This window comes from Phenylobacterium sp. (genome assembly GCF_036402295.1).
Classification (GTDB): domain Bacteria; phylum Pseudomonadota; class Alphaproteobacteria; order Caulobacterales; family Caulobacteraceae; genus Phenylobacterium.
On the sequence record NZ_DASWTE010000434.1, the window covers coordinates 1 to 10,931 of the forward strand.

Below are 10,931 nucleotides of genomic sequence, written 5' to 3' on the forward strand. Positions count from 1 at the left end.
TGGCGCCAGGCGGTCGGCTGAACCGTTGGCTCAGCCCGCGAAGGCTGGCCGCGCCGTCCCAACGGACGAGTTTGTCGCCCGGGCGCAACCCGGCTCGCCAGGCGGGCGCTCCAGAGGTGACCCTTGCAACGAGGATGTCGCGGCCGACCTTTGTCAGACTCATTCCCGAGCGGTTGTAGTCAAACGGGTCATTCAGCGCGGCGTTCGGCTTGAGCATGACCTCCTCGCGTCCGAGATCAAGAAGGAGCTGCGTCCGCCGCAGGACCTCCATGCCGACGATACCATCGATCGTCTTGGCCGAATGGTGCGGCTGGACGCCGTCCTGGACGTACTCGACCACGGGATCTTTGAGGCGGATACCGCCGAGTTCAAGTTGGGATGCTCTTTCGATCCTTGTCGCCGGTCCCTCTCCGAACAGCCAAGCCTGCCCGTCGGGCGCCGCCTTCTGGCGCCCCTCTCCGTAGAGCAGCACCGCACCACCAAACCCCGTATCGAGCAGAAGTCGAAGCTCCCGGCCGTCAAGCACGGCCTTCACGATTGGGCGGCGATCGAAAAGGGCATTCCATTCAAACGCCACATGGGTCACAGGCCCCCAGCGGCTAAATGTACTTGTCTCCGAAACTCGGGCCGGCGGCCCGCCGAGCGAGCGGAGCGGTCGGAAGCCCTCTGTGGTGAACTGGCTTCTTCGTCCGATCATCAGGGTGCGCGCGTCAAAGTCGAACATCGCGGCGCGGCGGCCGAATAGGCCGCCCACCACGCCTTGAAAGTCTGGGTCCGCGGTCCCTGGCGGAAGGCTCGCCACGTAGTAGTCGTTCAGCGTCAGGCGCCCGTCCAGTACGATGCGGTCGGTTCCGTAGAAGCTGGCCTGTCGCCGTCCCAGCGCCGTGTCGGCCCAACTTGCGCCCGCTTCAACCGCTCCGGCGTTCTGCAGGATCTGGCGCTCGAACGTCACCCAGGCGTGACCGGTGCTGATCAGGAGCGGGCCAGCCGCCCGCCCGTTCACGGTTCCCGCCGTCGAAGGGACATTGTGGGTGAGCGCGAAGGGGATCTTTACTTGGCCACCTCGGGCGAAAGCCGGCGGGCCAATTAGTGAGACGATGCTCGCCGTGAGCGTCCGGCGCGTCAATCCCGCCATTTCAGGCCCCCAGGCGCTGTAGCTGCCTCATCGATCTCGATCCTTCAGGATGCGGGCAAGGGTCGCCTTTCGCGTCGCTGCATCCTGATCACGCAAGACATCCATGGACGCCAATAGAACAACCTCAACTTGTCACATGTTGTTCATGCATTCTGGGTCTGTGTCAAAGCTGCGCTTTGGGAAAGGGTCGCGCCGTCCCTGCATCGCGGCGGACAGCGGCGGTCTGCCGGTTGTCCCCAGCCTTCGCGGTGGAAGACTCCGGCGCGCCTTGGCGGGGTCGGGCCGCGAGATTAGCGTTCGGACGTCCGGGGTCGCCGGGCTCGTATCAACGGGACCGACGACTGGGCGTTTTCTGAAGATGGCCGCTATGAGCGAAGACGGCGACCTGGAGCGCGAAAGACGGGCCGCCGCCACCGAGTGGGTGGCCAAGCTCAGCCGCACGAGCATCGACACCGACCAGCTGCAGGCGTTCTTCGCCTGGCGCCGGGATCCTGCGAACCGTCGTGTCTGGGACGCGATGGAGGCCGGCCGCAAGCGCGTCGACCGGTTCGTCGTTCGGCCCGAGACGGAACGCTTCAAGGTGATCGACATCTGGACCGGGGAGACGGCGATCATCGCCTCGACCCCGCAGCAGCACATGTCTGAAGAGGACGCACTGCATATGGCCAGGCTGCTCAATCGCAGTGTAAAAGACGGCGATCGCTCAGTGCGTCGGTAGGGATCGGCGGGTTGTTGATAGTCCCCGATTGCTGATGTGGGTCACATCATCAATCCGCCAGCGAAAGATTCTGACGGTATGCCTGGCGGTAACTCAAATCTCTGTGAATTCAGATCTATCGCGGTTTCAAGTCCTTAGTGTTTCTATTGATAATCGAGTGGGAGTAGGGCCCATGACGGCTAGCAACCGCGTCGTTCTCTCCAGCGACCACACCGCGATTCCGCTCCGCCAGGCCATCGCGGCGCACATCGCGGCGCAGGGCTGGGTGGTGGTCGACATCGGACCGACGACGCCGGAGAGTACGCCCTATCCGAAGCACGGCGAAGCGGCGGCGCGGCTCGTCGCCTCCGGCGACTGCCGGCTCGGCGTCATCCTCTGCGGAACCGGCCAGGGCATCATGATGGCGGCCAACAAGGTCAAGGGCATCCGTTGCGGCGTCTGCTCCGACACGTTCTCCGCCCGCATGATCCGCCAGCACAACGACGCCAACATGCTGTCGATCGGCGCGCGCGTGGTGGGCGAAGGCCTCGCGCTCGACATCGTGGACGCCTTCCTGGCCGCCCCGTTCGACGGCGGCCGGCATGCGCCGCGGGTGGATATGATCCGGGCGCTGGAGGGTTAGCTAGGGCTCGGAGCGTCCGGTGGCCTCGCGATCGCGGTCGTAGCGGCGGGCGACCGGAAACGGCGGCAGCCACGCCTCGCGGCGGACCGTCCAGAGCTCGTAGGTCGGCGTCAGCTGGTCGGGGGCGTCCAGGGATCCCAGGTTCACTTCGATTTCGTCCGCGGTGCGCCCAAAGACGGACGAGCCGCAGCGGGGACAGAAGCGCCGCCCGCCGTAGTCGCGGGTCTCGCCCTCGATCGTCACCGCTTCCTGCGGGAACACCGCGGACGCATGGAACAGCGCCCCATGATGCTTGCGGCAGTCGAGGCAGTGACAAACGCCGACCCGGTACGGCCGTCCCGTCGCCACGAGCCGGACCTCGCCGCACAGGCAGCCGCCGGTGAACCGATCCATGCCGCGTCTCCTCCACTCTAGCTTCGGGCGTCCGCCCCGCCATCCGTCGCCGCGCTGCGCCTCGCGAACGACCACGCAGTGGTGACCAACAGCAGCATCAGCGCGAGGACGCTGACCAGCGCGCCCACCTGCTCCTGCCACAACATGACGCGCTCGACCCGGTAGACGCCTGGTGATGCATCGAACGTGATGAGGGGACCGCGGTTCGCCACGGCTTGTCCGTCGCGCGTCACGCGCCAGATCGGGAACGCGGTCTGACGCAGCACGACACGGGCCGGCTGCTCCACCGTGATCGCGGGCCCTGCGGGCAGGTCACGATAGGCGCTGAGGTCCAGCTTCCGGGCGGTTCGGTCGAGCCCTTGCGGCCGGAAGTCTCGCGGCAGGTACTCGGGAGCGTCGAAACGAGATGCATGGAGCGCCGGCGTGTCGGGCGGGACCAGGAACCGCGGCGCGAAGTTCAGCACGGCGAGGAGCGCGGTGAAGAGCGCCAGCGCGACGGCGCCCGCCCGGCGTCGGCGTGAGGAGGCCTCGGCAAGCGCGGTGATGGCCGCGAACTCCGCGACGCCCAACAGGCGCCACGGAAACTGCGCCTTCGCCAGCAGAGGGATATCCCAGATCGAGGGGATCACGCCGACGGCCGCGGCCGCCGAACCCGCTGCGATGAGGCCCCAGAAGGCGGTCCGTCGCACGGCGCAGATCGCAAGCACGACAGCCAGCACCGGCAGGAAAGCCAGCTCCGCCGGGAACGGCTTCCAGAAGAACCAGACCTGTGGCCGGAAGTGAGGCTCCCACAGCAGATGTTCTGAGATGTGCCCCTGGAGCGTCAGCGCCGGCAGGAGGTAGAAGGCCGCGGCCCCGACCCCCAGCGCCCCCGCGAAGAGGCCGGGTAGCAGGGCGCCGCGGTTGCGCCACACGGCCGCGACGCTGGCGGGGGCGATGAGGAAGACGCCCGCAAGCAGCGCCATCGGAAGGTGGGTGAGCAGAAGCCCAGCGGTCGCGGTCGCCAGCAGGGGGACCGCCCAACGTCGCGGCAGGGCCTCGATGCCCAGCGCGATGAGCGGCAGCCAGGCCAACGCGGCGAACTCGGCCAGCGCGCCGCGCTGATAGAGATCGAACAGGTGGTAGGGCGCGGCCATGTAGAGGCCGGCGCCCAGCAGCGGATGCGGCGCCCGGCGGAACCGCAGCCAGGTGAACATGCCCGCGCCGGACGCGGCAAGGAACACTAGCGCCGTGACCCCGATCGCGGCGTTGGTGCTTAACCCCACGAAGTCGAGGCCTCCGCTGACCAGGAACGCCAGCGGCGGATAGAAATAGAAGGTCGGACTGCCCAGGCCCTCGAAGCTGCCGGACAGCCAGCGCGGATAGGGATCGCCGCGAGCGAGTTCCTCGGCGATCTCGAGCGTCCAGAGGTGGTTGTACCAGGCCGAGTCCGTCTGGGGCGGCCCGAACGCCAGAATCGGCGCGACCAGGCTCACGGCGACGCCGAGCAGGACCAGCCATGGCCGCACGCCCGCGCCGTTCCCGCCCGTTGTGGAAGCCACCCCCATAGCGCGCATGCTACGCACGCGCCCGACGATGCGTCACGCGTGATCGCGGACCGCCGCACCAACCGCCGCGGCAGCTACGTCCGCGCCTCGGCCGGCGCCGCGCTCACCGCGCCAGCTTGGCCGGCTTCTCCAGCGACCAGATGCTCTCGCCGAACTCGTCCAGCTTCTTGCTGAGCAGCGCCTGGGCGTCGGCGAGGCCCTGGTTGTAGACGTGGGGGCCCATCGTCTCGATGATGAAGTCGAGGAGGAACTGGGCGTCGAATCCCGTCACCTCCACGTCGAGCTCGTCCTTGAGATAGCGCGACAGGGCCCTGGTCAGGGCGTCGCGGGTGTCCTTGGGGAGCTCGATCTTCGACATGCGGAGGCCACGATGGCGGCTGTGCTCTACGGCATCAAGAACTGCGACACGATGAAGAAGGCCTGGACCTGGCTCGATCAGCACGGCGTCGCCTACGATTTCCACGACTACAAGAAGGCCGGCCTCGACCGCGCCACCCTGGAGGGCTGGGTGCGCCAGCTGGGCTGGGAGGTGCTGCTGAACCGCGCCGGGACCACCTTCAAGAAGCTGCCCGACGCCGACAAGCAGGGGATCGATGAGGGCAAGGCCATCGCGCTGATGCTGGCCAACCCGTCGATGATCAAGCGACCGGTGCTGGCCAAGGACGGCAAGCTCACCGTCGGCTTCAGGCCCGAGACCTACGCGCAACTTTCCGACTAGGTCTGCATCCGACGCCCCGGTCCGCGGCGACTCGTGGGTGAAGGGCGGCCGGAGCTCTGGGCGCTGTGGCCCGCGCTCTCGCCGCTGCTCACCACGCTCTCCCAGGGCCTGGTCCCGGTGGTAGGCTGCCTGACGCTGGCCGCGACCGCCGTGGCCGTGCTCGACGGCCGGCTCGTCCCCGGCGGCGTCCGGAATCATGACTAAGGTTTCATCCGGTCGTCTGCATCCGGTGAGGGGCGCCCAGGTCTCTTACCATCAGAACAGGGGCTGAAAACCGCCCCCTCTGGACCTGGAGAGGAGAATACAAGTGGAGATCCTGATCCCGCTCTCGTTGTTCGCGATGATCGCCGCGATCGCGATTGCACCGCGCTACTTCAAGAGCATGGAGCGCCAGAAGATGGCCGAGACGCTGCGCGTCGCCATCGAGAAGGGCCAGCCCCTGCCCACCGAGGTCATCGAGGCGATGTCGAGCAACGTCCGCCACCCGGGCCTGCCGCCGTCGCCGCAGCGTGACCTGCGCACCGGCATCGTCTGGCTGGGCGTCGGCGTCGGATTCGCGGCCTTCGGCCTGGCCTTCAGCTTCGAGTGGCCGGACGCGCTCTACCCCATGCTGGGGCTGGCGGCGTTCCCCACCTTCATCGGCCTGGCGTTCATCGCGCTCGGCCTGCTCAACAAGGCCAAGCCTTAATTCGACGATCGGGGGAAGATGCCCATGTCGGGCGCAACGATCTCGAGTTTCGCCAGCCTGCATGACGTGGAGCTCTGCTCCTATGCTGCGGCCGGCGAGCGGCGCGCCTTCGGGGAGCTGGTGCGTCGTCATGGCTCCGCCGTTCGTGGCCTCCTGCGCCGGATGGGCGCCCAGGCGGCCGAAGCGGACGATGTCGCCCAGGACGCGCTCCTGGCGGCGTTCGAGCGGATCACGGAATTCCGGGGGGAAGGGACCTTCGCGGGATGGGTGAAGCGTATCGCGGCCAGGCAGTACCTGCGCCGCCTGCAGCGCGAAAAGCGGCTCACCGCCCTCGCGGCGGAAGGGACGAACGACGAGGAGGCCGACACCGCCGTCGGCGACGCCGACCACCGCATCGACCTGGACGAGGCGCTCAAGCTCCTTTCCGCGGCCGAGCGGCTCTGCGTTTCCATGTGCTACGGCGCGGGTCTCTCCCACGGGGAAGCGGCGGAGGCCTTGAACCTGCCGCTTGGAACGGTCAAATCCCATGTCAAACGTGGTCTGGAGAAACTCCGAGCGCGACTGGCGCCGGCGGACAGTGCGGTTCTTGAAGGGAGGCGTGGCAATGGCTGAAGTCGATTTCGAACGCCGCCTGGAGCGCCTTTTCGGGGAAGCGCCCGACCTGCCCGACGCCAAGGCCTTCGCCGAGCGCATCGAGCGCAGGCTGGACCGGGGTTGGAACCTCCGCCGTTGGCTGATCGGGGCGGCTGGCCTCGCCGGCGGCATCATCGGCGCCAGCCAGCTCTTCATGTCCAACCTCTTCGAGCGCGTCGAGACGGCCGAGCACTCGGCCCGGCTCGTCGGCCAGGGGATCGCGCGCGTGACCCCCACGACGGACATGGTTTCGGCGCTTTCCGGAGGCTATGGCCTGTGGGTGGCGGTTGGCATGGCGGTGCTCGCCATGGGGTTCGTCGTGTCGCGGATGATCGAGGAGATCTGATGTCCAGCCATCGGCAGGAGGCCGTCCGGCGCGTCACCGCGCCGGATATCGCGGCGCGCAAGGGCAAGACGCCCATCGTCTGCCTCACCGCCTACACAGCCCCGATGGCCGAGCTGTTGGACGAACATTGCGACCTGCTGCTGGTGGGCGACAGCGTGGGCATGGTCGTCCACGGCCTTCCGAACACGGTGGGCGTCACCCTCGACATGATGATCCTGCACGGCCAGGCGGTGATGCGCGGGTCGCGCCGCGCGATGGTCGTCGTCGACCTGCCGTTCGGTTCGTACGAGGGCTCGGCCGAGGTGGCCTACGCCAATGCCGCCCGGGTCATGAAGGAGACGGGCTGCAACGCGGTGAAGGTCGAGGCCGGCCCCACCGTCGCCGAGAACATCGAGTACATGGTCCGCCGCGGCATCCCGGTGATGGGCCACGTGGGCCTCCGTCCCCAGGCCGTGATGGTCGAGGGGGGCTTCAAGGCCAAGGGCAAGGCCGACCACGAGCGGCGCCGCATCCTGGACGAGGCCCGCGCCGCCACCGAGGCGGGCGCTTTCGCCGTGGTCGTCGAGGGCGTGGCCGAGGGCCTGGCCCGCGAGATCACCGAGGCCATCGAGGTGCCCACCATCGGCATCGGCGCCTCGGCCGGCTGCGACGGCCAGATCCTCGTCACCGACGACATGCTGGGCCTGTTCGACTGGACGCCGAAGTTCGTCCGCCGCTACGGCGACATCCGCGGCGAGATCGTCAAGGCCGTCGCCGCCTACGCCGACGACGTCAGGAACCGCACCTTCCCGGGGCCCGCCGAGATCTACTTCGCCAAGGCCGGATAGCCTCGGCGTGGCTCAGATGAAGTAGCCGGGCAGGAATGTCGCGCCTGCGCTGGTGAGGTCGTCCGGAACATCGATCAGGACGTCTTCAACGACGACACCGCCGTCGATGAATTCGATCCGGAGGAAGATGTCGCCACCGAAGTCGTCGATCTCGAAGTCGGCGTCATCGTAGCCACCGAGATAGATCAACAGCTGATCTTCGGCGTCATCATAGTCGGTGCTGACGAACCCAGGTCCTCCGGGTTGGAAGACGAAGGCGTCTTCCCCGTCGCCACTGAACAGTTCGGGGCTGCCGAGCGGGCCGTTCGTCGCGACCAGGTAGTCGTCGCCCGCTCCGCTGTTGACCGTGTCGCTGCCCCCGCCGGTCACGATCGTGTCCGCGCCGTTGCCGCCGGTCAGCTCGTTGTCGGCGATGTCGCCTACGATGAAGTTCGGCGTATTCAGGCCGCCGATCGCGTTCTCCACCCCGGTGATCGAGTCGCTGAAGGTCTGTCCCGATCCGGGAGGTGGCGCATTGCCGTTCAGCCCGACCTGGTCGACCGCGTAGCCGGCCGCGAGGTTGATGTAGATCGGCTGGGCCGTGCCGTACCAGCTGTAGTCGACGGTGTCTTCGCCGTTGCCGCCCTGCAGCACGTTGCTGCCGGCGTCGCCCTGGAGCGTGTCGTCGCCGGCCTCGCCCAGGACCCTGTCGTTGCCGCCGCCGCCTTTCAGAAGGTCGTTGCCTTCGCCGCCCTGGATCGTATCAGCGCCGAGTGCGCCGGTGACGGTGTCGTCGCCCGCCAAGGCGTTGGCGAGCTCACCCTTCTTCGCGGTGAGCGTGACGTTGTCGTTGCCGTTCGTGAACTTCGACCTGGCCATGGCTGCCTCCCATTGGTTGGCGCCCGCCTCTCCTCGAAACAAAGATCGTTATGTACTGAGCTGTCGCGCGGCAATTCGCGGTCATTAAGAAGTATCGGGTCAAAGCTAGACTGTAGGGCGACCAATCTCGTGCGGTTTACGATTGCATTGCGCGGAGGTGACAACCTTACGTCGGCGGAAATTTACTTTGCCCAGCGGGGCAGGGCGCCTCCAAAGAGCTGGGGGCGGTCGTAGCTCTCAGGCGCACAACGCAGAGGTGCGCAGGCGCCGTCCGCTCACATCTCTGCGATCTGTCGTCGAGTCCACCTGCCGGAGCCTGCCCTCGAGCCTATCGAGGCCATTGCGCTGGCGTCCGCCTGAGTTCAGGCCACCGCCTGGGCGATCTCCGGCGCATCCCGGAGCCGCGCAGCGTCGCGCCCGGGCGGCGCGCCGAACAGGCGGGCGTACTCGCGGCTGAACTGGCTGGGGCTGTCGTAGCCGACGCTGAACCCCACGCCCGCCACGTCGCCCGGCTGAGCCAGCAGCCGCGTGCGCGCCTGCTGCAGGCGAATCTGCTTCTGGTACTGCAGCGGGCTCATCGCCGTCGCCGCCTTGAAGTGGCGGTGGAAAGACGCCGGGCTCATCCCTGCCAGGTCCGCCAGTCGCTCGACCCGCACCGGTTCCGCGTAGTTGGCCCGAAGCCAGGTGATCGCCCGGCTCACTTGCGACAGCCGGCTGTCGGCCAGCGCGATCTGCCGGACCATCGGCCCGCTGGGGCCCTGCAGCAGCCGCCAGAACACCTCGCGCTGGATCATTGGCGCCAGCACCGGCGCGTCCTGCGGGCGGTCGAGCAGCCTCGCCAGCCGCAACCACGGATCCAGCAGGTCGGGCCCGGCCCTGTGCACCTCCAGCGCCGGCGCGCCGCGCGACGGCGCCGCGGCGGGCGCGGCCATCATCAGGCCGGCGATCACGCTGAGGTCCAGCGCCAGGCTGACGGCGGTGTAGGGCGCCTCGATCACCTGTCCGCTCACCGGCAGGTCCATCGAGACGGTCAGGTAGTCGCCGCCGGCCACCCGGAACACGCGGTCGCCCAGCACCGTTCGCTTGGCCCCGCCCAGGATCAGGCAGGCGAGCGGCTCGTAGACGATCGGCACGGGCTCGGTCGGGCTGGAGGCGCGGTAGATGGTGAGGCCGGACAGCGGCGTCTCCACCGTGCCCTCCTGCCCGTGCCGTTCGACGAGCGTGCGAAGTTCGTGCAGCTGGTCCATGCGCAATCCCAAGCCTGTACAGGATGCCGGCACAAGCGACAGCGCCTCGATTGATAGGATCGTACAAGAGGCTGCCAGCATCGCGCTACCACCGGAGCGGCCGTGCGCTGTTTAAGGAGGCTCCCCAATCGGAGACCTCCCCATGAGCAAGATCTGGTTCATCACTGGCGCAACCCGCGGCATCGGCGCGGCGATCGCCAAGGCCGCCCTGGCCGCGGGCGACTGCGTCGTCGCCACCGGCCGCCGCCACGAAGCGCTGGAGCGGGCGTTCGGCCCCGACAGCGAGCGGGTCCTCACCCTGGCGCTCGACGTCACGCACGACGCCCAGGTCGGGGCGGCCGTGAACGCCGCCGTCGCCATGTTCGGCCGCATCGACGTGCTGGTGAACAACGCCGGCTACGGCAACCTCGGCTTCTTCGAGGAGACCACCGACGCCGAGGCGCGCGCCCAGTACGACACCAACCTGTTCGGCCTGATGAACGTCACCCGCGCGGTGCTGCCGTTCATGCGCCAGCGTCGCTCCGGCCGCATCTTCAACATCTCGTCGGTCGGCGGGTTGGTCGGCGGGCCGGCCGGGACGCTCTACTGCGCGACTAAGTTCGCCGTGGAGGGCTTCTCGGAGTCGCTGGCGGCTGAGGTGGCGCCGTTCGGCATCCACGTCACCGTCGTGGAGCCCGGCTTCTTCCGCACCGACTTCCTGGACGAGACCTCGGTCCAGTACGGCTCGCGCCGCGTCGACGACTACGCGGAAGCCTCCGCCCAGCTCCGGGCCTTCTGGGACAGCCGCAACCACAGCCAGGCCGGCGATCCCGCGAAACTCGGGCTGGCGCTGGTCGAGCTCGCAGACCACGACCGGCCGCCGCTCCGCTTCGCCGCGGGGTCCGACGCCGTCGCCATGATCGACGACAAGATCGACCGTCTGCGCGCCGAGCTGCACGCCTGGCGGAAACTGTCCGAAACCACCGACGCCGACGACGCCCCACAGCTGGCGTCTGCCTCGGGCGCAGTCTGGCGCTGAGCCACATCCATGGGTGTCATCCCGGTTTTGGCCTCACGGCGAAAACCGGGATGACAAAGAAAGTTGAGATGGAAATGGCGCCTTACGTCCGTTTCTGACGTAGGGCCGTGTTCCACTGCCCGCATGTCCGGCCCCCCGCCCGAGATCGACGAAGCCGACGTCTTCCTGGCGAAGCTCGCCA

General features: G+C 68.0%; 15 protein-coding genes. 9 read left to right on the forward strand and 6 right to left on the reverse strand.

What is annotated here, in order from left to right:
* A partial coding sequence (locus VGD44_RS24815; protein ID WP_331091164.1) for a hypothetical protein occupies positions 1 to 1,135 on the reverse strand: 1,135 nt, incomplete at its 3' end.
* 367 nt (positions 1,136 to 1,502) lie between these two features.
* On the opposite strand from VGD44_RS24815, the gene VGD44_RS24820 reads away from it, so the two are divergent.
* On the forward strand, positions 1,503 to 1,853 hold the full coding sequence (locus VGD44_RS24820) for a FecR/PupR family sigma factor regulator (RefSeq protein ID WP_331091166.1): 351 nt from the start codon (positions 1,503 to 1,505) through the stop codon (positions 1,851 to 1,853).
* Positions 1,854 to 2,025: 172 nt separating this feature from the next.
* Positions 2,026 to 2,475 carry a ribose 5-phosphate isomerase B gene (gene rpiB / locus VGD44_RS24825; RefSeq protein ID WP_331091168.1) on the forward strand — a complete coding sequence of 150 codons (450 nt, stop codon included), beginning with the start codon at positions 2,026 to 2,028 and terminating at the stop codon, positions 2,473 to 2,475.
* On the opposite strand, the gene VGD44_RS24830 is transcribed toward rpiB, so the two are convergent.
* The 3 genes from VGD44_RS24830 to VGD44_RS24840 form a co-directional block, all read right to left on the reverse strand.
* Positions 2,476 to 2,868: a GFA family protein gene (locus VGD44_RS24830; protein WP_331091170.1), complete on the reverse strand. Its 393-nt coding sequence runs from the start codon at positions 2,866 to 2,868 to the stop codon at positions 2,476 to 2,478. It lies immediately after the preceding gene.
* A 17-nt stretch (positions 2,869 to 2,885) separates the two neighbouring features.
* Entirely contained in the window at positions 2,886 to 4,409 is a 1,524-nt protein-coding gene (locus VGD44_RS24835; RefSeq protein WP_331091172.1) for a hypothetical protein, read from the reverse strand.
* A 109-nt stretch (positions 4,410 to 4,518) separates the two neighbouring features.
* Positions 4,519 to 4,773 carry a DUF2164 domain-containing protein gene (locus tag VGD44_RS24840; RefSeq protein ID WP_331091174.1) on the reverse strand — a complete coding sequence of 85 codons (255 nt, stop codon included), beginning with the start codon at positions 4,771 to 4,773 and terminating at the stop codon, positions 4,519 to 4,521.
* A 12-nt stretch (positions 4,774 to 4,785) separates the two neighbouring features.
* Here VGD44_RS24840 and VGD44_RS24845 point away from each other — a divergent pair, with 12 nt between their 5' ends.
* The 6 genes from VGD44_RS24845 (at position 4,786) to panB (ending at position 7,627) form a co-directional block, all read left to right on the forward strand.
* Positions 4,786 to 5,133 (forward strand): ArsC family reductase, encoded by a 348-nt coding sequence (locus tag VGD44_RS24845; protein WP_331091176.1) that lies wholly within the window; start codon positions 4,786 to 4,788, stop codon positions 5,131 to 5,133.
* Positions 5,134 to 5,166: 33 nt separating this feature from the next.
* Positions 5,167 to 5,337 carry a hypothetical protein gene (locus VGD44_RS24850; RefSeq protein WP_331091178.1) on the forward strand — a complete coding sequence of 57 codons (171 nt, stop codon included), beginning with the start codon at positions 5,167 to 5,169 and terminating at the stop codon, positions 5,335 to 5,337.
* 103 nt (positions 5,338 to 5,440) lie between these two features.
* Complete coding sequence (locus VGD44_RS24855) at positions 5,441 to 5,821, forward strand: DUF6249 domain-containing protein (protein ID WP_331091180.1); 381 nt, start codon at positions 5,441 to 5,443, stop codon at positions 5,819 to 5,821.
* Positions 5,822 to 5,845: 24 nt separating this feature from the next.
* Positions 5,846 to 6,433: a sigma-70 family RNA polymerase sigma factor gene (locus VGD44_RS24860; protein WP_331091182.1), complete on the forward strand. Its 588-nt coding sequence runs from the start codon at positions 5,846 to 5,848 to the stop codon at positions 6,431 to 6,433.
* Complete coding sequence (locus VGD44_RS24865; protein WP_331091185.1) at positions 6,426 to 6,800, forward strand: hypothetical protein; 375 nt, start codon at positions 6,426 to 6,428, stop codon at positions 6,798 to 6,800. Before VGD44_RS24860 ends, VGD44_RS24865 begins: the two co-directional genes overlap by 8 nt.
* A complete protein-coding gene (gene panB, locus VGD44_RS24870) occupies positions 6,800 to 7,627 on the forward strand; it encodes a 3-methyl-2-oxobutanoate hydroxymethyltransferase (RefSeq protein ID WP_331091186.1) in 828 nt (275 codons plus the stop codon). Before VGD44_RS24865 ends, panB begins: the two co-directional genes overlap by 1 nt.
* Before the next feature lie 12 nt (positions 7,628 to 7,639).
* Here panB and VGD44_RS24875 read toward each other — a convergent pair whose 3' ends face one another.
* Both VGD44_RS24875 and VGD44_RS24880 read right to left on the reverse strand, forming a co-directional pair.
* On the reverse strand, positions 7,640 to 8,485 hold the full coding sequence (locus VGD44_RS24875) for a hypothetical protein (RefSeq protein WP_331091188.1): 846 nt from the start codon (positions 8,483 to 8,485) through the stop codon (positions 7,640 to 7,642).
* Positions 8,486 to 8,847: 362 nt separating this feature from the next.
* Entirely contained in the window at positions 8,848 to 9,732 is an 885-nt protein-coding gene (locus VGD44_RS24880; RefSeq protein WP_331091190.1) for an AraC family transcriptional regulator, read from the reverse strand.
* Between the two features lie 142 nt (positions 9,733 to 9,874).
* On the opposite strand from VGD44_RS24880, the gene VGD44_RS24885 reads away from it, so the two are divergent.
* Positions 9,875 to 10,750: an oxidoreductase gene (locus VGD44_RS24885; RefSeq protein ID WP_331091192.1), complete on the forward strand. Its 876-nt coding sequence runs from the start codon at positions 9,875 to 9,877 to the stop codon at positions 10,748 to 10,750.
* Positions 10,751 to 10,931: the final 181 nt, after the last annotated feature.

Bases quoted from the DNA above. Each gene is read 5' to 3' on its own strand.
- VGD44_RS24820 (WP_331091166.1), top strand. From the start codon at position 1,503: ATGAGCGAAGACGGCGACCTGGAGCGCGAAAGACGGGCCGCCGCCACC.
- rpiB (WP_331091168.1), top strand. From the start codon at position 2,026: ATGACGGCTAGCAACCGCGTCGTTCTCTCCAGCGACCACACCGCGATT.
- VGD44_RS24830 (WP_331091170.1), bottom strand. From the start codon at position 2,868: ATGGATCGGTTCACCGGCGGCTGCCTGTGCGGCGAGGTCCGGCTCGTG.
- VGD44_RS24840 (WP_331091174.1), bottom strand. From the start codon at position 4,773: ATGTCGAAGATCGAGCTCCCCAAGGACACCCGCGACGCCCTGACCAGG.
- VGD44_RS24845 (WP_331091176.1), top strand. From the start codon at position 4,786: ATGGCGGCTGTGCTCTACGGCATCAAGAACTGCGACACGATGAAGAAG.
- VGD44_RS24860 (WP_331091182.1), top strand. From the start codon at position 5,846: ATGTCGGGCGCAACGATCTCGAGTTTCGCCAGCCTGCATGACGTGGAG.
- VGD44_RS24865 (WP_331091185.1), top strand. From the start codon at position 6,426: ATGGCTGAAGTCGATTTCGAACGCCGCCTGGAGCGCCTTTTCGGGGAA.
- panB (WP_331091186.1), top strand. From the start codon at position 6,800: ATGTCCAGCCATCGGCAGGAGGCCGTCCGGCGCGTCACCGCGCCGGAT.
- VGD44_RS24875 (WP_331091188.1), bottom strand. From the start codon at position 8,485: ATGGCCAGGTCGAAGTTCACGAACGGCAACGACAACGTCACGCTCACC.
- VGD44_RS24880 (WP_331091190.1), bottom strand. From the start codon at position 9,732: ATGGACCAGCTGCACGAACTTCGCACGCTCGTCGAACGGCACGGGCAG.
- VGD44_RS24885 (WP_331091192.1), top strand. From the start codon at position 9,875: ATGAGCAAGATCTGGTTCATCACTGGCGCAACCCGCGGCATCGGCGCG.